Origin of the sequence: Lelliottia sp. RWM.1, from assembly GCF_016859735.1 — a bacterium.
GTDB lineage: Bacteria > Pseudomonadota > Gammaproteobacteria > Enterobacterales > Enterobacteriaceae > Enterobacter.
On record NZ_WLVC01000004.1, the window covers coordinates 214,086 to 236,839 of the forward strand.

23 protein-coding genes and 1 other annotated feature are annotated in these 22,754 nt (G+C 52.6%); of the genes, 6 read left to right on the forward strand and 17 right to left on the reverse strand.

The window, feature by feature from the left end:
• Position 1: 1 nt before the first annotated feature.
• On the forward strand, positions 2-748 hold the full coding sequence (locus GF617_RS05545) for a molybdenum ABC transporter permease (protein WP_239006334.1): 747 nt from the start codon (positions 2-4) through the stop codon (positions 746-748).
• Here GF617_RS05545 and GF617_RS05550 read toward each other — a convergent pair.
• The 3 genes from GF617_RS05550 to tal all read right to left on the reverse strand — a co-directional run bounded on the left by GF617_RS05550 (position 745) and on the right by tal (position 3,809).
• Positions 745-2,034 carry an MFS transporter gene (locus GF617_RS05550; RefSeq protein ID WP_181622184.1) on the reverse strand — a complete coding sequence of 430 codons (1,290 nt, stop codon included), beginning with the start codon at positions 2,032-2,034 and terminating at the stop codon, positions 745-747. The genes GF617_RS05545 and GF617_RS05550 overlap by 4 nt on opposite strands.
• Positions 2,035-2,157: 123 nt before the next feature.
• Complete coding sequence (mog, locus tag GF617_RS05555; protein ID WP_181622183.1) at positions 2,158-2,745, reverse strand: molybdopterin adenylyltransferase; 588 nt, start codon at positions 2,743-2,745, stop codon at positions 2,158-2,160.
• Between the two features lie 110 nt (positions 2,746-2,855).
• Positions 2,856-3,809, reverse strand: a complete 954-nt coding sequence (gene tal, locus GF617_RS05560) for a transaldolase (RefSeq protein WP_181622182.1) — start codon at positions 3,807-3,809, stop codon at positions 2,856-2,858.
• Between the two features lie 262 nt (positions 3,810-4,071).
• Here tal and GF617_RS05565 point away from each other — a divergent pair, with 262 nt between their 5' ends.
• Complete coding sequence (locus GF617_RS05565) at positions 4,072-5,502, forward strand: sodium:alanine symporter family protein (RefSeq protein WP_203451260.1); 1,431 nt, start codon at positions 4,072-4,074, stop codon at positions 5,500-5,502.
• A gap of 66 nt (positions 5,503-5,568) precedes the next feature.
• Positions 5,569-6,342 carry a peroxide stress protein YaaA gene (yaaA, locus tag GF617_RS05570; protein ID WP_181622180.1) on the forward strand — a complete coding sequence of 258 codons (774 nt, stop codon included), beginning with the start codon at positions 5,569-5,571 and terminating at the stop codon, positions 6,340-6,342.
• 33 nt (positions 6,343-6,375) lie between these two features.
• Here yaaA and GF617_RS05575 read toward each other — a convergent pair whose 3' ends face one another.
• The 7 genes from GF617_RS05575 to yjjY form a co-directional block, all read right to left on the reverse strand.
• A complete protein-coding gene (locus GF617_RS05575; RefSeq protein WP_181622179.1) occupies positions 6,376-6,669 on the reverse strand; it encodes a DUF2502 domain-containing protein in 294 nt (97 codons plus the stop codon).
• A 247-nt stretch (positions 6,670-6,916) separates the two neighbouring features.
• Entirely contained in the window at positions 6,917-8,203 is a 1,287-nt protein-coding gene (gene thrC, locus GF617_RS05580; protein WP_203451261.1) for a threonine synthase, read from the reverse strand.
• A gap of 3 nt (positions 8,204-8,206) precedes the next feature.
• Positions 8,207-9,136, reverse strand: a complete 930-nt coding sequence (gene thrB, locus GF617_RS05585; RefSeq protein ID WP_181622177.1) for a homoserine kinase — start codon at positions 9,134-9,136, stop codon at positions 8,207-8,209.
• A 1-nt stretch (position 9,137) separates the two neighbouring features.
• Entirely contained in the window at positions 9,138-11,600 is a 2,463-nt protein-coding gene (gene thrA, locus GF617_RS05590) for a bifunctional aspartate kinase/homoserine dehydrogenase I (RefSeq protein ID WP_203451262.1), read from the reverse strand.
• Between the two features lie 24 nt (positions 11,601-11,624).
• Positions 11,625-11,742: a sequence feature (Thr leader region), on the reverse strand.
• Positions 11,681-11,749 (reverse strand): thr operon leader peptide, encoded by a 69-nt coding sequence (gene thrL / locus GF617_RS05595; protein WP_015572623.1) that lies wholly within the window; start codon positions 11,747-11,749, stop codon positions 11,681-11,683. It overlaps the preceding feature by 62 nt.
• A 211-nt stretch (positions 11,750-11,960) precedes the next feature.
• Entirely contained in the window at positions 11,961-12,647 is a 687-nt protein-coding gene (locus GF617_RS05600; RefSeq protein WP_181622175.1) for a tRNA/rRNA methyltransferase, read from the reverse strand.
• A 399-nt stretch (positions 12,648-13,046) separates the two neighbouring features.
• Entirely contained in the window at positions 13,047-13,187 is a 141-nt protein-coding gene (gene yjjY, locus GF617_RS05605; RefSeq protein WP_001541509.1) for a protein YjjY, read from the reverse strand.
• 95 nt (positions 13,188-13,282) lie between these two features.
• Here yjjY and arcA point away from each other — a divergent pair, with 95 nt between their 5' ends.
• Positions 13,283-13,999 carry a two-component system response regulator ArcA gene (arcA, locus tag GF617_RS05610; RefSeq protein WP_003856501.1) on the forward strand — a complete coding sequence of 239 codons (717 nt, stop codon included), beginning with the start codon at positions 13,283-13,285 and terminating at the stop codon, positions 13,997-13,999.
• A 48-nt stretch (positions 14,000-14,047) separates the two neighbouring features.
• Here the strand turns inward: arcA and creD are convergent, their stop codons facing one another.
• From creD to creA, 4 genes are read right to left on the reverse strand one after another with little or no spacing between them, the layout of a single operon-like run.
• Entirely contained in the window at positions 14,048-15,397 is a 1,350-nt protein-coding gene (gene creD / locus GF617_RS05615; protein WP_203451263.1) for a cell envelope integrity protein CreD, read from the reverse strand.
• A gap of 59 nt (positions 15,398-15,456) precedes the next feature.
• The gene (creC, locus tag GF617_RS05620) at positions 15,457-16,881 is read right to left on the reverse strand and encodes a two-component system sensor histidine kinase CreC (protein ID WP_181622173.1); all 1,425 of its coding nucleotides are present in this window, start codon (positions 16,879-16,881) and stop codon (positions 15,457-15,459) included.
• Positions 16,881-17,570, reverse strand: coding sequence for a two-component system response regulator CreB (gene creB / locus GF617_RS05625; protein WP_181622172.1), 690 nt, complete (start codon positions 17,568-17,570; stop codon positions 16,881-16,883). The genes creC and creB overlap by 1 nt, the downstream gene beginning before the upstream one ends.
• A 14-nt stretch (positions 17,571-17,584) precedes the next feature.
• Entirely contained in the window at positions 17,585-18,055 is a 471-nt protein-coding gene (gene creA / locus GF617_RS05630; RefSeq protein ID WP_181622171.1) for a protein CreA, read from the reverse strand.
• Between the two features lie 211 nt (positions 18,056-18,266).
• Here creA and robA point away from each other — a divergent pair, with 211 nt between their 5' ends.
• Complete coding sequence (robA, locus tag GF617_RS05635; RefSeq protein ID WP_181622170.1) at positions 18,267-19,136, forward strand: MDR efflux pump AcrAB transcriptional activator RobA; 870 nt, start codon at positions 18,267-18,269, stop codon at positions 19,134-19,136.
• On the opposite strand, the gene gpmB is transcribed toward robA, so the two are convergent.
• On the reverse strand, positions 19,133-19,780 hold the full coding sequence (gene gpmB, locus GF617_RS05640; protein WP_181622169.1) for a 2,3-diphosphoglycerate-dependent phosphoglycerate mutase GpmB: 648 nt from the start codon (positions 19,778-19,780) through the stop codon (positions 19,133-19,135). The two genes, robA and gpmB, sit on opposite strands and share 4 nt — an antisense overlap.
• 50 nt (positions 19,781-19,830) lie before the next feature.
• Between gpmB and yjjX the strand changes: the two genes are divergently transcribed.
• Entirely contained in the window at positions 19,831-20,346 is a 516-nt protein-coding gene (gene yjjX / locus GF617_RS05645; protein WP_181622168.1) for an inosine/xanthosine triphosphatase, read from the forward strand.
• Here the strand turns inward: yjjX and trpR are convergent.
• Positions 20,337-20,666, reverse strand: coding sequence for a trp operon repressor (trpR, locus tag GF617_RS05650; protein WP_181622167.1), 330 nt, complete (start codon positions 20,664-20,666; stop codon positions 20,337-20,339). The genes yjjX and trpR overlap by 10 nt on opposite strands.
• Before the next feature lie 55 nt (positions 20,667-20,721).
• Entirely contained in the window at positions 20,722-22,659 is a 1,938-nt protein-coding gene (gene sltY, locus GF617_RS05655; RefSeq protein WP_203451264.1) for a murein transglycosylase, read from the reverse strand.
• Between the last annotated feature and the right edge of the window lie 95 nt (positions 22,660-22,754).

Genomic DNA, 22,754 nt, shown 5'->3' on the forward strand with positions numbered 1-22,754 from the left:
GTTGTCACTGCCCGCGATCCTGCTGCTGAGCATCCCGTTCATTACGCTGTTGAGCGTTACGCCGTGGCATCATCTGCAGCTTGCCTGGCGGGATGATCACGCCATTGTCGTTTCGATGGGGCTCGGTCTTCTGGCGCTTGGGATCATCATAACGATCGGCGTACCGGCTGCCTGGTGGCTCTCTCAGGCAACCGGACGAAAACGGATAATAGGCGAACTGCTGGTGATGATCCCCCTGCTAACGCCACCACTGGCAATGGGTATTTTACTGGTGTCGGCCTTTGGTCCGTATGGTCTGGTCGGTCAGTGGCTTTCATTGCTGGGTACAACGCTCGTCAACAACCCGGCGGCGTTTGTGCTGGCACAGGTCTATGGAGCATTACCTTACTTTATCGTGGTGGCCCGCTCGGCTTTTGCCACCGTCCCCAGGGCTATCCTCGAAGCTGGTCAGACGCTGGGGGCATCAGGCTGGAACCGCTTCCGTTTTCTGACGCTTCCTCTGGCCATGCCTGGGCTTGCATCAGCCGTTACACTGGCATGGGTGCGCGCTGTGGGCGAATTTGGCATCGTCATGATCTTTGCTTACTTTCCGCAGGGCATACCCGTAAAGCTCTACACCAATCTGCAAAATGATGGCGTCGATGCCGTGTATACCCTGCTGTGGATGCTGCTTATCGTGACGCTTCCCCTGCCGATGGTCTGCTTTGTTCTCGGTAAACGGGCGTCAAGGGGGCGGCAACAGGCTTAACGAGCAAACACAGGGGCTTCCAGCGGTTTTTGACGCAGCCAGACGCCTAATGCCAGTCCCATCAGTGACAGTGCCAGTACATACCAGGCGGGAGCCATAGGCGAAACGCCCATTAACAGGGTAACGGCAATCGGCGTTAAGCCACCGAAAATGGCATAGGAGACGTTGTAAGAGAACGAAATCCCGGTAAAGCGCACCTCTGGGGGAAACGCCCGCACCATCACATAAGGCACTGCGCCAACGACCCCGACACACAATCCCACCACGCCATAGAGCAGGAACAGCTGTTCAGGATGGCTCCCTGCAAGATGGTAGAACGCCCAGCTTGATACCGCCAGCAACACGCTACCGACGATAAACGTCAGGCTTGCGCCAATGCGATCCACTGCAACACCGGCCGTCAGACAACCAACGCAGAGCATGATAGTGGCAATACTGTTTGCCTGAAGCGTTACTGCCGGGGCGAAGCCATACTGTTTTTGCAACCAGACGGGTGACATCAAAATAACCACCACGATACCCGCCGACAGCAACCAGGTAAGCAGCATCGATACCACCACAGCTTTTTTATGATGTACCACCACTGATTTTACCGGTAGCTCCTGCGCCAGCGCTTTACGCTGCTGCATCTCCAGGAAAATAGGCGTTTCCTGCAACCAACGACGCAGATACATAGCAACCAGACCGAACACGCCCCCCAGCAGGAAGGGAATGCGCCAGCCCCCGTCATGAACAGCCTGTGGCGTCATGCTGGTATTGATAATCGTGGCAACAACAGATCCAAGCAGGATACCGACCGTCAGGCCCGCCGTTAATGTTCCGCAGGCAATGCCGATGCGGCGCGCGGGTACATGCTCGGCGACAAACACCCAGGCACCAGGCACTTCACCGCCAATCGCCGCACCCTGAAGGATACGCATCAACAGCAATAATAAGGGAGCAATGATGCCCATCGTGGCATAGGTTGGCAGCAGGCCAATCGCCAGCGTGGGGACGGCCATCAGTAATATGCTGAGGGTAAACATTTTCTTACGCCCAACCAAATCGCCAAAGTGAGCCATCACAATCCCGCCCAGAGGGCGAGCAAGATAGCCAGCGGCAAAAATACCGAATGTCTGTACCTGACGCAGCCACTCTGGAATATCCGCCGGGAAGAACAACTCTCCCACGACGGCAGCGAAGAAAACAAAGATGATGAAATCGTAAAACTCCAGCGCGCCGCCAAGTGCCGCAAGCGTGAGCGTTTTATAGTCCTGACGATTCAGAGGTCGGGTGTAATGTGACATAGCGAACCATTGTTATCAGCGTTGTGGATTTATTTTTACAGAAATCGTAAAGAAAAAATTACTATACCGTAAATCAATCCACACGCTACCGCGGCTGTAGCTAATGTCACATATTTGTTAACTTCAGGAGATTGTCTCGCGACGTGCGCTTTTAGGACGAAAAGCTGCTACGATCTGTGGGTCAGTTTCCACATAGGGGCCCTCCAGCAACTGTATACAATACGGTACACTTGCAAAAATTCCTGGCACAACCACGCGACCATCTTCTGCTTTTACCCCTTCCAGCGTCTCTTTAATCGATTTAGGCTGGCCTGGCAGGTTAAGGATCAACGCCTGTTTGCGGATCACGCCAACCTGACGGGACAAAATAGCGGTCGGGACAAAGTGCAGACTGATCTGGCGCATCTGCTCGCCAAAGCCAGGCATTTCACGATCGGCAATCGCCAGCGTGGCATCCGGTGTGACATCGCGGCGTGCAGGCCCTGTTCCCCCGGTAGTGAGGACAAGATGGCAACTCATTTCATCCACCAGCTCGCACAGCGTCTGCTCGATGATCGCCTGCTCATCAGGAATCAATCGGGTCTGGATTTCAAAAGGTGTCGTCAGCACGTTACCCAGCCACTCCTGAAGTGCGGGGATGCCTTTATCCTGATAAACACCGCTGGAGGCGCGGTCAGAAATCGAAACTAAGCCGATGCGTAAGGTATTCATATCCATTCCATTCAACCAATACAGATGATGAGGAATGATACACGCAGAGGGGAAAATCAGACAGGGTACTTAAGAAGTAGCGTGACCGGGACCCCGGTCACGCGCAATGATTACAGCAGGTCGCCGATCATTTTTTCCAGTTTTTCCTGGTCAACAGCAAACTTACGGATACCGTCCGCCAGTTTATCTACCGCCATTGGATCCTGGTTGTGCTGCCACAGGAACTCGGATTCCGTGATGCGCTCTGGGCGCGCTTTCACTTCACCGGTATAGGACAGTTTACGCTCCAGCGCACCTTCGCTTTCTGCCAGCTCTTTCAGCAGTGCAGGTGCGATGGTCAGACGATCACAGCCAGCCAGCTCGATGATTTCGCCAACGTTACGGAAGCTTGCGCCCATCACGACAGTTTCATAGCCGTGCTGTTTGTAGTACTCGTAGATCTCAGTAACAGAAACAACGCCTGGATCTTCAGATGCTGCGTACTCTTTCTTGTCGGTGTTGGCTTTGTACCAGTCCAGAATACGGCCCACGAACGGAGAAATCAGGTAAACACCTGCTTCTGCACATGCACGCGCCTGAGCGAAGGAGAACAGCAGCGTCAGGTTACAGTTGATACCTTCTTTTTCCAGCTGCTCTGCTGCGCGGATACCCTGCCAGGTTGAAGCCAGCTTGATCAGGATACGATCGTTGCTGATACCAGCATCGTTGTACAGTTTGATCAGGTGTTTGGCTTTCGCGATTGACGCTTCGGTGTCGTAGGACAGACGCGCATCAACTTCAGTAGAAATACGACCCGGAACCAGTTTCAGGATTTCCAGACCGATGTTTACAGCCAGTTTGTCAGTTGCATCCACAACCTGCTGCGCGCGATCGTTGCTCTGCGCTTTCGCCCAGGTCACTGCGTCGTCGATCAGTTTACGATACTCAGGGATCTGCGCGGCGTTAAGGATCAGAGAAGGGTTAGTTGTGGCATCCTGCGGCTGATACAACTTCATTGCCGCGATATCTCCGGTGTCAGCTACGACAGTGGTGAACTGACGAAGGGAGGTCAATTTATCCGTCATGATAGTGTTTCTCTTTTAACGTGCCCTGGATAATTCACGCGACCGACAGCTTGCCAGCAGCGGAAAAATGACAGGTTTACTTGTTAGGGGGATGTAACCGGTCTGCTCTGATGATAACACGACAGAGGGGTAGCGCAACCGCAGACAGTGCGCTTAGCCATAGTATGATAAACTCAGAATATTAACAGCCTGCTAAGTAACAGCATGGTCAATCAGTGGTAGCGCTTACATATTCACTTTGGCATCAACAAGAGGGACGTTAATGCCTGATTTCCTCTCATTTATCAACGAAATCCTCTGGGGTTCGATCATGATATATCTGCTACTGGGAGCAGGTATATGGTTCACGCTTCGCAGCGGTTTTATTCAGTTTCGTTATATTCGCCAGTTTAGCAAAAGTCTGAAAAACAGCGTCAGTCCACAGCCTGGCGGACTCACCTCATTCCAGGCACTCTGCACCAGCCTTGCTGCGCGCGTCGGCAGCGGCAACCTGGCGGGGGTGGCATTAGCCATTAGTGCTGGCGGCCCAGGCGCTGTTTTCTGGATGTGGGTCACGGCAATAATCGGTATGGCTACCTCCTTCGCCGAATGCTCACTGGCTCAACTCTACAAAGAGCAGGATAAAAACGGCCAGTTTCGAGGTGGACCGGCGTGGTACATGTCCCGAGGCCTGGGAATGCGCTGGATGGGCATTCTCTTCTCGCTCTTTTTGCTCCTGGCTTACGGCCTCATTTTCAACACCGTACAGGCGAATTCTGTCGCTCATGCGTTGCGCTATGCATTCAGTTGCCCGGAGTGGCTTACCGGAGCTGTACTCGCGGCATTCACGCTGTTAACCATGACAACAGGCATCAAAGGTGTAGCACGTTTGATGCAGTGGATGGTTCCGGCAATGGCGCTTCTGTGGGTAGCGGCCGGACTGTTTGTCACCGTCATGCATATCGATCAGTTGCCCGATGTAATTGCGACGATTTTTCAAAGTGCCTTTGGCTGGCGAGAAGCTGCGTCTGGCGCACTAGGCTATACCATCAGTCAGGCGTTGACCGCCGGCTTTCAGCGCGGAATGTTCTCTAACGAGGCAGGAATGGGATCAACGCCAAATGCAGCCGCTGCAGCCGCATCGTGGCCCCCTCACCCGGCCGCGCAAGGCATCGTTCAGATGATTGGTGTCTTTACAGATACCATCGTGATTTGCTCCGCCAGCGCCATGATTGTGCTTCTTGCAGGCCCACTTCCACACGCATCTGGAACCGCCGGGATCCAGCTGGTTCAGCAAGCGTTGGTCAATCTGGCCGGGGGGTGGGGAGCAGGCTTCGTCTCGCTTATCGTTATCCTGTTTGCCTTTAGTTCAATAGTGGCAAACTACATTTACGCCGAAAACAATCTCATCTTCCTGCGTCTCGATTCACGAAGAACCCAATGGGTATTGCGTCTTGGGGTGATCCTGATGGTCATGGCAGGGTCGTTGCTCAGCTTGCCACTCGTCTGGCAACTGGCAGATGTCATTATGGCGCTGATGGCAATCACTAATCTGACGGCAATTTTATTGCTCTCTCCGGTCGTGACGCTTATTGCCCGGGATTATCTTCGCCAGCGTAAGCTTGGCGTACAACCTGTCTTTGATGCGTCACGTTACCCTGAAATTGAGTCGCAAATTGCGCCTGGTGCCTGGGATGATTTGCCACGGCAATAACAGCCATCGATCTATTCAATGCGTTTTTTTGCTAAAGTCGCTCTAAATTTCCTGCAAGGACTGGATATGCTGATTCTGATTTCACCTGCAAAAACGCTCGATTACCAGAGCCCGCTCGCAACCGATCGTTATACCCAGCCAGAACTGCTGGACTATTCGCAACAGTTGATCCACGAGGCACGTAAACTCTCCGCGCCACAAATCGCCTCTTTGATGAGCATCAGCGATAAACTGGCGGATCTTAACGCCACCCGTTTTCACGACTGGCAGCCCAACTTCACGCCGTCGAACGCTCGTCAGGCACTTCTGGCCTTTAAAGGCGACGTTTATACCGGCCTTCAGGCGGAAGAGTTTAGCGAAGCCGACTTCGATTTTGCTCAGCAACATCTGCGCATGCTATCCGGCCTGTATGGCGTCCTGCGCCCACTGGATCTGATGCAACCTTATCGCCTGGAAATGGGCATCCGTCTGGAAAATGCAAAAGGCAAAGACCTCTACCATTTCTGGGGCGAGACCATTACCGATAAGCTGAATGCAGCGCTGCAGGCTCAGGGCGATAACATCGTGATCAATCTGGCCTCTGACGAGTACTACAAATCCGTGAAACCGAAAAAGCTGAATGCAGAGATCATCAAGCCGGTATTCCTGGACGAGAAAAACGGTAAGTTTAAAGTGATCAGTTTCTACGCCAAGAAAGCGCGTGGGCTGATGAGCCGCTACATCATTCAAAACCGCCTGACGAAGCCAGAACAGTTAACCGGGTTTAACAGCGAAGGATATTTCTTTGACGAGGAAACGTCAGGGAAAGGTGAACTGGTGTTTAAGCGTCACGAGCAGTAATACATTTCCCCCGCCGCCTGGCGGGGGAAAAGATTAATGGTGTTTCCAGTCCGGGCCAGGACGATGATCATCACGATGGTCGTCATGGCGGTCATCATGACCACGATGTTCATCATGCGGATGCCAGCGGTTGTCGCGCCATTCATAATGTGATTTCCACCAGTCATGGTCGCGCCAGTGGCCACCATCCCAGTAATGCCCACGATTATCCTGATCGCCTATCTGTAGTTTTACCGCAGGGACAAGTGTGATTTCTGCAGCCTGTACCGCCATGGGAGCGACCAGCATCAGCGAAAGTGCCAGCAGAGCAGGTTTCAATGTAGACATAGGTTACTCCTTATTAATCTTGCCCAACGTGGGCCGATGTAAGGAGATTACGTGAGGGGAATCGGGGATGTTATTCTCTGCAATCCTAATCTCTAAGTGACCGCATTTATTGGGAATTTCTACTTTATTCCTGCTCAATCTCTCCTTAATTTCTCCATAAAAAGGCCGGGTGGCAAAGATGCCTGACCCGGCCTGTTATTGATGCTGCTTGATACCCGGTGGCGCGTCACTCACCGGGCGAAAAAAATTACGCGTTGGTCATCATCAATTTACGCAGTGCCGAAAAATCCGCAGGCAGATTGTGAGACAGCAGCGGCAGATCAGCGCGGTCTGCCAGCTCTTTTGGCAGCGGCAGCGATTCACCCAGGATCTCATCCACACTTTCTTTAAACTTCGCTGGATGCGCCGTTCCGAGGAACAGACCATATTCACCTGGATTCAGTTGGTCGCGCAGAGCGCGGTAAGCAATCGCCGCGTGTGGTTCAGAAGTGTAGCCCACCGCTTTAAGTTCACGCATCGTCGCTTTAGTGGTTTCATCCGTCACAGCTGCATAACCCAGATCGCCCAGACGCCAGACCTTACGGCGGAACAGCTCTTCCACACGTGGCCAGTTGTTTGGCTGGCTCACGTCCATGGCGTTAGAGAGTGTTGCCTGAGTCGCGTGTGGCGCCCATTTCCCGTCTTGCAGGAAACGTGGCACGGTGTCGTTAGCATTGGTGGCAGCAATAAAGCGTTTTACTGGCAGACCCAGAGATTTCGCCAGTAAACCTGCCGTCAGGTCGCCAAAGTTGCCGCTTGGCACAGAGATCACCAGTTGATTACGGGCTTCCTGTGGCAGTTGTGCAACCGCTTCAAAGTAGTAACAAATCTGCGCCAGAAGACGACTGATGTTGATCGAGTTTGCCGAGTTCAGACCCAGCGCAGTTTTCAGTTCTTCGTCATCAAAGGCCTGTTTAACCAGCGCCTGGCAGGCATCGAAATCACCATCGATCGCCACAGTTTCAATATTGCCGCCGAGAGTACAGAACAGTTTTTCCTGCAATGGGCTGATTTTTCCCTGCGGATAGAGGATCACGACACGAACGTTTTTCAGACCATAGAATGCGTGTGCCACTGCTGCGCCGGTATCACCGGATGTTGCCGTCAGGATGGTGACAGGTTTGTCACCGCTGATATGGGTCAACATTTGCGCCATAAAACGGCCGCCAAAATCTTTAAAGGCCAGTGTTGGACCGTGGAACAACTCCAGGCAGCCCACATCTGGCTCGACCGGATTGACCGGCGCCGGGAACGCAAATGCCGCGCGCACGCGTTCTTCCAACTGCGCCTGTGGAATTTCATCGCCAATAAACGCCGAGAGAATTTTCGCACTGCGGGTGACGAAATCCAGCTTGAGCATCTCATCAATTTCCGTCAGCTGAAATTCCGGCAGATCGTGCGGGAAGAACAGCCCCTGGTTTTTACCTAATCCCTGCGTGACTGCCTGCGCGAAGTTGACCTGCTCGTTATGATCTTTAAGGTTGTAGAGTTTCATTATTTATCCCAGTACTCGTGCGCCAGCCGTGTCCAGACGGCAAATATGAACAAAGCCTTCCTGATTTTGCAGGTAGTGTTTAGAGAGCCACTCAGCCACGCGCTGCGCGGTGTCAGGCTTATCGCATAATGCAAACAGCGTTGGGCCGGAACCCGAAATCCCGCACGCCTGCGCACCAATATCCAGTGACGCTTGCCGCGCTTCGTTGAACCCTGGCAGCAGCTTCGTGCGATACGGCTCAGCAATAACGTCTTTCATTAATTTCGCTGCAAGCTGTGGCTGACGGGTGTAACAGGCATGGATAAAGCCCGCCAGATGGCGGCCATGCGCAATACAATCCTGACGACGGTACTGAGCAGGCAAAATCGCACGGGCTTCGGCGGTAGACACTTTAATGCCCGGATACGCCAGCACCCATAACCACTCATCAAATCCCGGAACTTGCTGGCTGATGATGCCGTTTTCTTCAATCATCAACTGCATGCCGCCGAGGAAACACGGAGCCACATTATCGTAGTGGATGCTGCCGGAAATCCGCCCTTCCAGCTCGCCCATTAATCCCAGCAGGCGGTTGTTGTTAAGCGGCTTACCGCAATGCTCATTCATGGCAACCAGCGCAGCAACCACAGAACAGGCACTGGAGCCAAGCCCGGAGCCGATCGGCATACTTTTTTCCAGCGTCATGGCGACGGGCACATTTTTGCCGATCTCCTGACAGAATCGCTCCCAGCACTGATACACAATATTCTCGCGCGGTTCTGCCGGCAGTTTGCTGGCAAAGCGGCCAATGTTATTCAGACTAAAGCTGTCTGCCGCTTCTACCGTAACGGTATCACCCAGCAGCGAACCATTGACCGGCGTCACCGCCGCACCCAGCACATCAAATCCGACGCTCATATTGGCGCTGGAAGCCGGGGCATAAACTTTCACCATGTTAAACTCCTAACTTCCATGACAGGGTCCGTAGCAGATCGGCAAACACACCCGCAGCCGTCACATCGTTCCCTGCGCCATAGCCGCGAAGGACCAACGGTAATGGCTGATAATAGTGGCTGTAAAACGCAAGGGCGTTTTCGCCGTTTTTGACTTTGAACAGTGGATCGTTCCCGTCCACTTCAGCGATCTTCACGCGGCAAACGCCGTCGTCTTCGATATTGCCAACATAGCGCAATACCTTGCCTTCATCACGGGCTTTCGCCACTCGCGCAGCAAATGCGTCATCGAGTTGTGATAGATTGACCATAAATGCACTAACGTCACCGCTGTCGTCGAACCCTGCGGGAAGCACAGGTTCGATAACGATATCAGACAGTTCCAGTTCGCGTCCGGTCTCACGTGCCAGGATCAGAAGCTTACGCGCCACATCCATTCCAGAAAGATCATCACGAGGATCGGGTTCGGTAAAGCCCATTTCACGGGCAATGTTCGTTGCCTGAGAAAGACTCATGCCTTCATCAAGCTTCCCGAAGATGAATGACAGCGAGCCAGACAGAATACCGGAGAAACGCAGCAACTCGTCTCCCGCATTCAGCAGGTTTTGCAGGTTTTCGATAACCGGCAATCCCGCCCCGACGTTGGTGTCATACAGGAACTTGCGACGGGACTTACTGGCGGCCAGGCGCAGCTGGTGGTAGTAATCCATTGACGAGGTGTTCGCCTTTTTGTTTGGCGTGACCACATGGAATCCTTCACGCAGGAAGTCAGCATACTGATCCGCCACCGCCTGGTTGGAAGTACAATCGACAATCACCGGATTTAGCAGGTGATACTCTTTGACCAGGCGGATCAGACGCCCCAGATTGAAAGGCTCTTTCGCCTCTGCCATCTCCGCCTGCCAGTTCTCCAGATTCAGACCGTGCACATTGGTCAGCAACGCTTTTGAATTCGCGATACCACACACGCGCAGGTCAATATGTTTCTTCTTTAGCCATGCCTGCTGGCGCTTTACCTGTTCGAGTAACGCACCTCCGACGCCCCCCACGCCCACCAGGAACAGTTCAATCACCTGGTCGGTGTTGAACAGCATCTGATGCACGACACGGACCCCTGTCATCGCATCTTCGTTATCAACAACAACGGAGATAGAGCGCTCTGACGAGCCCTGTGCAATGGCGACAATGTTGATATTGGCGCGCGCCAACGCGGCAAAGAACTTGGCAGAGATCCCGCGCAACGTGCGCATGCCATCGCCGACCACGGAGATGATCGCCAGACGTTCCTGGATAGAGAGCGGCTCCAGCAGCTCTTCTTTCAGCTCCAGATAGAACTCTTCTTCAAGCGCGCGGCGAGCACGCAGGCAGTCAAGCTGGGGAACACAGAAACTGATGCTGTACTCGGAAGAGGACTGGGTGATCAACACGACAGAAATACCATTGCGTGACATCGCGGCGAAGACTCGTGCAGCCATGCCAACCATGCCTTTCATGCCGGGTCCCGATACGCTAAACATCGCCATGTTGTTCAGGTTGGAAATACCTTTGACCGGCAGTCCATCCTCATCAGTGCTCGCGCCAATCAGCGTACCCGGCGCTTGTGGGTTACCGGTGTTTTTAATCAGGCAAGGAATTTGGAACTGAGCAATTGGGGAAATCGTACGAGGGTGAAGAACTTTAGCGCCGAAGTAGGAGAGCTCCATCGCTTCCTGATATGACATCGACTTCAACAACCTTGCGTCCGGAACCTGGCGCGGGTCACAGGTATAAACGCCGTCGACGTCAGTCCAGATCTCACAACAATCTGCACGTAAACAGGCCGCCAGCACTGCAGCAGAGTAATCAGAGCCGTTACGGCCCAGCACTACCAGTTCACCCTTCTCGTTTCCAGCAGTAAACCCAGCCATCAGGATCATGTGGTCAGACGGAATTTTGCTCGCGGCAATGCGACGGGTCGATTCGGCTATATCAACGGTCGATTCGAGGTAATGGCCTACCGCCAGCAGTTTTTCTACAGGGTCGATCACCGTGACGTTATGACCACGCGCTTCCAGCAGGCCCGCCATGATAGCGATAGAAAGTTTCTCACCGCGACAGATCAGCGCCGCATTGATGCTATCCGGGCACTGTCCCAACAGGCTGATCCCATGCAGGACGTGTTTGATCTGTGCAAATTCATGCTCAACAACGGTTTTCAGTTGTGCAAGCGGGAAACCAGGCTGAAGATCAGCCAGCCCTTGCAGAAGCTCAGCGAAAATACGCTCGGCGTCGCTGATGTTCGGGAGTGCATCCTGTCCACCGATGGTCTTCTCAATCATCGCCACCAGATGGTTGGTGATTTTCGCAGGGGCAGAAAGCACGGTTGCCACCTGCCCCTGCCTGGCGTTGCTCTCCAGGATATCGGCAACACGCAGAAAACGTTCTGCATTTGCCACTGATGTACCGCCGAACTTCAACACTCGCATGGTATTACCTCATGATCTTTAGCCGAAAAAAAAGCCCGCACTGTTTAGGTGCGGGCTTTTTTCTGTTTTTCCTGTACGCGTCAGCCCGCATCGTTACCTGTGGTAATGATGATGGTTGTTGTAATGGTGGTGATGCTGATGCGTTTCATGGATGTTGTGTACTCTGTAATTATTATCTGTCTGTGCTGTATTCTTTTAGGGTTAAAGGATTAGGCATCTTAAGTCAATAAATTTTTAATTTGATCACAATTCGGGATACTCTCACGACCCGCTGCTTGCACATTTATTTTCATCCGAAAACTCCAGACTCACCCTCCGTTATTAGAGGGTTTCTCCATATCGAAAACTTATGACAACATTTTACTCGGTCAATTTTTTTTCAATATCGTGCAGTAATCGGTGCAACATTGCCGTATCCCGCTGCTCAAGACGCCCCAAACGTTGATGCAACCAGTCGGCCATTTTCTGATCGTCGGCAACGCCCAGTTGCGACAACAAACTTTGGGCACGCGTGCGCAAAGCTGACAATTGGTTTTCATCCGTGGCGATCGCCTGAGGGGAAGCAATTTGCATTAGCGATGATAATTGATAGCAATAAACCATCACCGCCTGCCCTAAATTCAGAGAGGGGTAATCCGCCACCATCGGTACGCCAGTCAGCACATCGGCCAGCTCCAGCTCTTCGTTGGTCAGCCCCGAATCTTCACGGCCAAAAACCAGTGCCGCCTTCGTCAGCCACTGGCTTTTCTCCGTCAACAGAGGAACCAGTTCCTGAGGTGTCGCATAGTAATGAAACTTTGCGCGGCTCCGCGCAGTGGTGGCGACGCTAAAGGATATGTCATGCAACGCCTCAGCCAGCGTACGGTAAGTGGTTATATTATCGAGAATATCACCGGAACCATGAGCCACCCAGCGCGTGGCAGGTTCAAGGTGCGCAACGCTGTCAACGATACGTAAATCGGTAAAACCCATGGTCTTCATGGCACGCGCCGCAGCGCCTATATTTTCTGCTCTTGCTGGTGCAACCAGCACTATCGACAGATGCATTTATGCTCTCTTTTTAATCAGTTAGCGCGTAAAAGTGTGATACCCATCAACATATTACGCAGCACGAATTTACAAATTTGCAACACCAATCACCGAAATAGCGTTTCATAACAAATTAAAAACGCTAAACTATTTTGAGACTGAACAATCGGTTAGAATGTTAATAGATACGGCTTATCCCTATGTTTAATAATGATAATACCCGTATGAATGCCAAGTCCCGATTGGATTCGTAATGTTTATCAATCAATATCCGCAACTAGTTGGTTTATTGAAAATTTGTGACAAAGGCTAGCATTCAGATACGATGATTTCATCAAACTGTTAACGTGCTACAATTGAACTTGATATATGTCAACGAAGCGTAGTTTTATTGGGTGTCCGGTGTCACTTAGCCTGTTATGTTGCTGTTAAAATGGTTAGGATGACAGCCGTTTTTGACACTGTCGGGTCCAGAGGGAAAGTACCCACGACCAAGCTAATGATGTTGTTGACGTTGATGGAAAGTGCATCAAGAACGCAATTACGTACTTTAGTCACGTTAGGCCGGTCATGTTAATTTGCGACATGCATCAGGCAGGTCAGGGACTTTTGTACTTCCTGTTTCGATTTAGTTGGCAATTTAGGTAGCAAACATGCAGACCCCGCACATTCTTATCGTTGAAGACGAGTTGGTAACACGCAACACGTTAAAGAGCATTTTCGAAGCAGAAGGCTACGATGTCTTTGAAGCGACCGATGGCGCAGAAATGCATCAGATCCTTTCTGAAAATGATATTAACCTGGTCATTATGGACATCAACTTGCCTGGGAAAAACGGCCTTCTTCTGGCGCGCGAACTGCGTGAACAGGCGAACGTCGCATTAATGTTCCTGACAGGCCGTGATAACGAAGTTGATAAAATTCTTGGTCTGGAAATCGGCGCGGATGACTATATCACCAAACCGTTTAATCCTCGCGAATTAACCATTCGTGCACGTAACCTGCTGTCCCGCACCATGAATTTGGGCACGGTCAGCGAAGAGCGTCGTAGCGTAGACAGCTACAAATTCAACGGCTGGGAACTTGATATCAATAGCCGGTCGCTGATTAGCCCGAACGGTGAGCAGTACAAACTGCCCCGCAGTGAATTCCGCGCCATGCTGCACTTCTGCGAAAATCCGGGCAAAATTCAGTCCCGCGCAGAGCTGCTGAAGAAAATGACCGGTCGCGAGCTGAAGCCACACGACCGTACCGTGGACGTCACCATTCGTCGTATTCGTAAACATTTCGAATCTACGCCGGATACGCCGGAAATCATCGCCACTATTCATGGTGAAGGCTATCGTTTCTGCGGCGATCTGCAGGAATAATCCCCCCCCCTCAACGCATTAAAAAACGGCGCTTTTGCGCCGTTTTTTTTATTTCCAAATCCGCATAGCATCATTATCCACGTCCGTCGGTGGAACCGCACGTTTAGCCTGAGAAAGTGAATACCAGTCAAAATGGCGGGTCAGGTACATCACCGTAAACAAGGCCAGTGCCAGAACCGCAGAGCCCAGCAGTAACGCGCTATCCTCGGAACGGAGCAGGAACCACATCACCACGTCCAGCCCCAGTAGCGCCAGAACAAACATACCGCTTCGCTTCCCGCTCTTTAATACCGCCTGCAGATAGACTCCATTCATCAACACCCCGACGAGACTGGCCGTAATCCAGGCCTTTGTGAATCCGACATGCTCTGACAACGCCAGCAACACCAGATAAAACAGCACCAGCGACAAGCCCACCAGAAGATACTGCATCGGATGAAGGCGCAGCCCGGTTAAGGTTTCAAAGACAAAGAAGGCCATAAAGGTCAGGGTGATAAGTAAAATCGCGTACTTAATTGCGCGGTCAGTCAGTTGGTACTGGTCGGCAGGCGTCGCGACCGTCACGCTAAATGCCGGGATCGCATGCCATTCCGGTATTTCCCCATCACTGAACTGGCTTTCCAGATTGTTGGCAAACCAGCTACTCTGCCAGTGAGCCTGAAAACCCGATGCACTGATTTGGTGTTTAACAGGCAGGTAGTCTCCCATAAAGCCCGGATGTGGCCAGTTACTATTGAGAGTAAGTTCGCTGCTACGGCCCACCGGAACCACAGAGAAACTGCCGGTTCCCGCCAGATTGAGCGTCATATCCAGGGCGAATGTTTTCGAGGCCATCACTTTGCTGGTCAGCGGAATATGCACACCGGGCAATTGCCCTGACACTCCCGAGCCAGGCTCCACGACTAAAGTCTCATCGCCGATCTTCGACACATTAACCGCGCCAATTCCTCGCGCATCCCCCACGCCTACCGTAATAAAGGGTTGTCCCAGGGTTATCGTTTCGCCTTTGAGTTGCGCCAGTTTTTCGGTAGTAAACTGCGCTTTTATACTCAGCTCGTTATTCCAGATCTGTCCGTCGTAAATCCCGATACTTCGTGATTCAACACGCTGATTACCTTCAATAAGTAACGTGTCTGGTAACAGAAAATGGAGGTAACTCCGTTTGTACTCAACCTTTTTCTTTTCCTCAATCTTGTAGTAAATCTCCGTTACCGGAATGGCAATCAACGGGCCAACGAGCTGTTGTGGGCCACTGGTGCTTTGGCGAAGCGTATTTTCAACATCGTTGCGGTAGCTCACCCGCTCCGAAATCAAATTACTGACCATAAACAGCGGGATTAATAAGAGCAGGATGCACCCTAAAAGGGTGCTGACTTTCCAGAACAGGGGGGATTTCATCTTTACGTCTCCTTTGTAATAAGGAGATCGTAACGCCGCAGTGTGGGGTCAGTTTGAAGTTATGTGAAGGGACGGTGAAGTGTCAGCGTGGCTATCACACCGCCTTCATCCCTGTTTTGCAACGTAATCTCGCCCTGGTGCAGACGCGCAACTTCCTGCACAAAGGCCAACCCAAGCCCACTGCTCTTCAGGCCGTTATCACGCGGAAGCGAGTAAAAACGCTCAAAAATACGCGCAAGGGCATAATCCGGGATCCCACTGCCCGTGTCGGTTACACTGAGCCTTACCCGCTGTTTCTCCTCGTGAGCAGCAAGCGCTATCGCGCCACCTTGCGGTGTAAAGTCAATCGCATTATCGAGCAAATTCCCCAGCGCTTGTTCCAGCAGATCAACATCCCCCGTAACATGGCACTGCGCGGACTGGCAGGTCAGCATGATGTTTTTGGCGGACAAGATCGCAGATCGCGCATCGGTAAGCCGCGTAAAAAGCATCGCCACATCCAGCGTGACGGGAACGATATCCACTCTATTCTCAAGCCGCGCCTGAGCAAGCAGCTTTTCCACTAACGACTGCATACGCGCATTTTGCACCAGTATGTTATCGATAAACCGCGCAGCTACCTGAGGAGGCGGCTGCTCCGCCAGAATTTCTGCCGCCCCGCGAATGGCTGCAAGCGGGCTTTTCAGCTCGTGAGTCAGCGAATGAACATAGTGTTCGATGTAGTTCTTCCCTTCCAGGCGAATACGCATATTCTCCAGAGCCTGCGCCAGCTTCCGCAGTTCACTGCTGCCAGGATCCGGCAGCGGCAAAGGCGCGTCATGGGTTACCGAATCCGCGTAACGAGACAACGTGCTGATCGAGCGATTAATCCACCCTGCCACCACCAGCCCAATCAGTAACGCAATCCCCAGCAGTGCTCCACCCGCCCACAAAATGCGACGTTCACTACGGTGGATAACCGGCGCCATGGCGCTATTGGGTTTCCCTACCGATAGCACACCAATAATTTTGCCCTGGTCCACAATTGGCGCAGCAACATACATCACTGTGCTTTCCGGATCATCAGGGTGGCGCTGGGTACTGCGCGCACCGTATTCCCCACGCAACGTCAGCCAGACATCGTTCCAGCGAGAGTAGTCATCGCCTACCGCAAGCCCCGCAGAATCAAATACAACCCGCCCCTGTGCATCGGTCATGTAAACGTGGTACTCATTGCGCACTTTATGGATGCCGCTGATATTGGCGCGAAAAGGCCGCTGATGGAGTTGCGAAAAAGCCTGTGCCACACGCCCGTGTAGCGGATCGCCGGAGAGCAAATCATCGCGTCCAACCTCCGCCAGCAACGTCGCAGTGTCGATCAATGTCCCTTCTGTTGCCCTGCGTACGCCGGGTTTAACCTCCTGAACAAAGATCGACAGCACAAACCAGGCGGCGATCGCCACGATCAGGAAATAGCCCAATAGCAACCGCATCCCAATGCGCATTAGTACAGCCCCAGGCTATATCCCATCCCGCGATGCGTACTGATGGGAGAGAGTTCGTTATTCACCGCACGCAGTTTCGCGCGCAGGGTTTTAATATGGGTATCAACCGTCCGATCAAAGCTGTCGCCTTCGTCTCCCCACACTTTGTCCATTAACTGCTGACGTGAAAATACGCGCCCCGGTGCAAGCAGCAATGTTTTGAGCAACAGGAACTCGTAGCGCGTGAGGGATAACGCTTCCCCATACCAGCTAATGCGGGCGGCGGGTTCGTTCAACTCAAACTCCCCGATACGAACGATATCCGAAGGCGCGGCTGACTTCTGCATCCGCCGTAAAATCGTCCTCACTCGCGCACAGACTTCGCGCGGGGAAAAAGGCTTCGCCACATAATCATCAGCCCCGATTTCCAGACCAAGCAGCTTATCCACTTCATCACTGCGAGCCGTCAGGAACAGCACCGGCAGTGAGGGATGTTGCGCCAGCAACTGACGGCACAGCTCAAACCCGCTGATATCAGGCAGTCCTACATCCAGAATGGCCAGCGCAGGCATCTGCCGACGCGCATCCTCCAGTACGGGTAAGCCGCGTTCAAACGCCTTCACCGCAAAACCTTCCTGTTGAAGCATGTAGATAAGCGTCTCCGCAATACTGATTTCGTCTTCAACCAGCCAAATCAACGGTTGCTGCATGGTTCATCCCTGAGTTAGCGCCACGGCATAATCGGTACGGCGCTGAGCGCATTTTTGGGTGAGCCATCCACCACTTTGTCGGAATACGCCAGATAGGCGAGCGTGTTGCGTGTCGCATCATAGAAGCGCACGACCTGCAGTTTCTTGAACACTAACGAGGTCCGTTTCTGGAATACCACGTCCCCCTGCGCTTTGCCGTTTTTGATTTTGTCACTCAATTCAACCGGCCCCACCTGCTGACAGGAAATCGCCGCGTCGGAGGTGTCCTCAGCCAGCCCCAATCCACCTTTGATACCGCCCGTTTTTGCGCGGCTGATGTAGCAGGTGACGTTTTTCACATCAGGATCGTCGAACGCTTCGACCACAATCTTGTGGTCAGGGCCGAACATTTTGAACACGGTATCAACGGAACCGATTTGTTCCGCCTGTGCCATACGGCCAACCATCAGCAACAGAGCGGTGAAGATCAATGTCTTGTATTTCATATTGTTACCATTCTTTAAAATTACAGTGAGCGATTATTCAACACGTTAGACAAAAATGTAGCAAGATCACAGGATTAGAAAATAAAGGTCCATAATGTGCTGCAAAAAGCATTAATGCACAAAAAAAACACCGAATGCTAAAACATCAAAAAATGCTATTATCCGCTAACCTGATATCAGGTATCTGCTGTTTTAAGGATGAGGATAGTATATGGATCAGGCTGGAATTATTCGCGACCTGCTTACCTGGCTGGAAGGTCATCTTGACCAGCCTTTGTCACTGGATAATGTGGCGGCAAAAGCAGGCTATTCCAAGTGGCATTTACAAAGGATGTTCAAGGATGTCACTGGACATGCTATCGGTGCTTATATTCGCGCACGTCGCCTTTCGAAATCCGCAGTTGCGTTGCGGCTTACTGCGCGTCCGATTCTGGATATTGCTCTGCAATACCGTTTTGATTCACAGCAAACCTTCACCCGAGCCTTTAAAAAACAGTTTTCATTGACGCCAGCGCTCTACCGCCGTGCGCCAGACTGGAGCTCATTTGGTATGCGCCCGCCGCTGCGACTCGGTGAATTTGCGATGCCAAAACATGAAATTATCACGCTGCCTGAAACCCACCTGATCGGCACGACGCAAAGTTATGCCTGTTCTCTGGAGCAGATTTCCGAGTTCCGTCACCAAATGCGTGTTCAGTTCTGGCGCGATTTCCTGAGCCATGCGCCCGCCATCCCACCGTTGCTGTACGGTCTGAATGAAACGCATCCAAGCCAGGAAAAAGACGACGAACAAGAGGTGTTCTACACCACGGCGTTAACGCCGGAAATGGCCAACGGCTATATCCAGGGGGCAAAACCGGTCGTGCTGGAAGGTGGCGATTACGTCATGTTCACCTACGAAGGGCTGGGAACCGGTGTTCAGGAGTTTATCCTGACCGTATACGGAACCTGCATGCCAATGCTGAAGCTGAACCGCCGTAAAGGTCAGGACATTGAGCGTTACTATCCGGCAAGCGACGTTAAACCGGAAGAACGCCCAATCAATCTGCGGATGGAATTCTTAATCCCTGTCCGCCGCTAACGCTGCAGTTCGTCCAGCGCAGGGGCATCGAGATGCGAAATGTCCCCTGCCATTTCCACAACCCATCCTGACGCCAGCCACTGGCTTTCCTGATAGTCGATACGGGAAAGAGAGCAGTTACGCAGACGCAGACGGCGCTCCGCATACGCAGGAAGGCCCAGGATGGTGCTGACCAGACAACCCAGCGCAATACCGTGGCTGACTAACAACGGACGGCTTCCTGCCGGAAGCTTCAGGCACTCTTCCAGCGCAGCATGAACGCGCACGCTCAGCTCCTGCATTGACTCACCTTCAGGAATACGACCGTCTTCCGTACCGTTTACCAGCGTACGACGCCAGCCTTCTTCCTTTTCCGTCAAAGAATCGATGTGGCGTTTTTCCAGCACGCCCATATCCAGTTCGCGAAGGCGTGGGTCAAGCACTACATCGCAACCACAGGCATCAGCGATAATGCGCGCAGTCTGCTGTGTACGACCTAAATCACTGGAAATCACGTGAGTGATCCCCAATGTTCTGGCACGCTCTGCCACTTGCCATGCTTGTTGCTCACCCTTTTCGGTGAGAGGACTGTCTGATTGGCCTTGAATACGTCGCTCGGCGTTCCACTGGGTTTCACCGTGGCGAACAAGGTATACCTGTAACATGCTTTTTTTCCGTTATACTGCGATGAGTTTTTTTTGAATCGAGCTTAATTATGCACCATGTTGTCTCAGCTACCACTAATCCTGCCAAAATTCAGGCAATTCTAAGGGCATTTGATGAGATCTTCGGCGAAGGATCCTGCCATATTGACGCTATAGCCGTCGAGAGTGGCGTTCCTGAACAGCCGTTTGGAAGCGAGGAAACGCGTGCTGGCGCACGAAATCGTGTTGCGAATGCAAAGACCGCTTGCCCTCAGGCCGATTTTTGGGTTGCGATTGAAGCAGGTATCGACGACGGCGCAACATTTAGCTGGGTGGTCATTGAAAGCCGTGAACAGCGCGGCGAAGCTCGTTCGGCTACACTGCCGTTACCGAAGGTTATCCTGGAAAAAGTGCGTGAAGGTGAAGCTCTCGGGCCGGTGATGTCACAATACACCGGCATCGATGAGATTGGCCGTAAAGAAGGCGCGATTGGTGTCTTTACTGCCGGTACGCTGACACGCTCAAGCGTCTACCATCAGGCAGTGATCCTGGCCTTAAGCCCGTTCCATAACGCGATTTACCGCTGAATATCCAACAACACCGATTCCAGCCACTGACGTAACTCGACAGGGGCGGATTTCAGGCTGTTTGAACCGCGGGTAATCGTCGCAATACCCGCGCCAAGCTCATTTTTCAGCTCGCGCTGGCTCATTTCACCGCGCAATAACTCTTCGATGATCCTAACGCGTGTCCCCAACGCTTCACGCTCGTCGGGCGTGAGCATCAGTTGCAACAGAGGTAGATGCAAATCCTGATCGTAAGACTGACGGAGCAACTCCACGAAACGAAGCCACTCCTGATTGCGTTGCTCGGCCATCGCCGATGAATAAGGGGAATGCTGGGTCATGTTATGCCGCCTGTTGTACTCTTTAGCGAGTACAGCATAACACAACCCACGCCGATCAGTAACGTCTCTGCCACTCAGCATCGCTCATCAGGGTATCCTTTTGCCCCATGAAGTAGCGATAGTACGCGTCATAAGCCAGTACGTTCTTCACATATCCGCGCGTTTCGGAGAAGGGAATACTCTCCACAAACGCCACTGCATCAATACGTCCAGCACTGTTGCCGAGCCAGGTACGAACACGTCCAGGACCCGCATTGTATGCCGCAGAGGAGAAGATGCGGTTATTACCAAACTGCTGATAAACATACTGCAAGTAGCTCGTACCAATGTTGATATTGGTATCCGGGTCAAGCAACTGTGATGGACTGCTGTACCCTGGAATATTGAACATCTTCACTGTATGCGTCGCTGTGCCAGGCATGATCTGCATCAGGCCGCTGGCCCCTACCGGAGAGCGAACTTTCGGGTTCCAGGCGCTCTCCTGACGGGCAATCGCCATGGCATAGCTTTGCGGAATATCTTTGCCACTGGTATAGCGATCGAAAAGGTCTTTATAGGCTAGCGGGAAACGTTCTTCGAGATGATCCCACAACTTCCCGGCGATCGTCGCCTGCACGCTTAGATCCCACCAGTGGTTATCAAAGGCATAACGCGCCAACTGGGCTTTTTCATCCGTAGTACGGCTGGTGACCAGATTGGCCCACTCGCTACGCGCGGTGTTATCCATATTCCAGTACATCAGCTCGCGAACGCGCGCCATCTCCGGGCCTTGTGTCAATGCGGGGCTGGCGTTGGCCGGTGCTTTATCAATCCGGAAAGTATACTCTTCACCCAGACGCTGCGCGGCAGCCATTGGGTAGAACCCGCGCTGCTGCATCAGTGAATGGAGGATCTCTTTAGCTTCGTCATCACGGCCACGCTCCAGCAGCAGGTCGGCCTGCCAGTAGCGCCATTCATCTTTTTCTTTAGCTTCCATAGGAAGACGCGCAAGCCAGGTATTAAGCCCGCGACGATCGCCGCTGCCCAGCGCCATACGTACGCGGCGCTCTACCAGCGAAGTGGAACTGGAACGCATCACCGCATCATCACGCCAGCGTGCCTGCTCGTCGGTCACGTCCGTGCCCATCAGCCGCCACGCCACTATATCGCGCAGTTCCTGAGTCTGATCCTCGTTAAGCTGCTGTACCTGTACCAATTGTGGGATCATCAGCCGTGCATTTTCCACATCATCACGCGCAACACTGGTGAAGGCCACTGCGGCCATCTGACGCGAAAAATCAGTTGCGGCAACCGAACGTGCAAAAGTCAGCACAGAGTTAGGATCATTTGCCAGCTGGATAATGGCAGAGGAGATGGTTTGGTAATCTGACGGCATCTGCCCCGCCAGCGCCGTTACCAGCCGGGTATTTCCGGCCTTCATCGCCAGCCGAATGCGTTCCAGGTAGGCCAGCGGATCTTGCTTGCCGGAGGCACGCCATGCACCGAACAGCGAATCACAGGCATTAGGCTGATTTTTCCCGGTTAACCACAGGTCTTTAGCGCCACTCCACGCCTCTTCTTGCTGCCCTGTGGCCCATTTGGCGTAGTAAAAGTTACACTGTGCTTCGGTGGTATTGGGTTTTTCCGGGCTGAAGGCCAGCAGTCCACGCCAGTCTTCGCGGCGCGCCAGCTCGTTCACAAAACGCGATTGCAGCGTTCGCGCAGGCGGCAGTGTCGGGTTGGCCTGAATAAATTGATTAACAGCGATCGTCGTTTGATTCATCAGATCATCTGTGATCTGGCGGTATTCCAGATACGGATACAGAGGATAATCTTTTAACGTCGGCATCAGTGCCTGAACGGTATCCATCTGCTTATTGTCCCACGCCTGCTTAATTTGCGCGTAGCGGTTACGTTGTTCATCCAGTGAATCGGCGTGCGCCGCATGGCTTATCGTCAGCACACATACGCTGGCAGCCAGCAGACGCCAGACCACCTGTTTGGCTCTTTCCACAAGCTCTTCCTCATTGTTTTTTTTCGTCAATTGCAGCGTCTTGCCGCATCAAAGTCTACTTAACTTATGCTAACCAGGCATCCTTCAACGCGCCA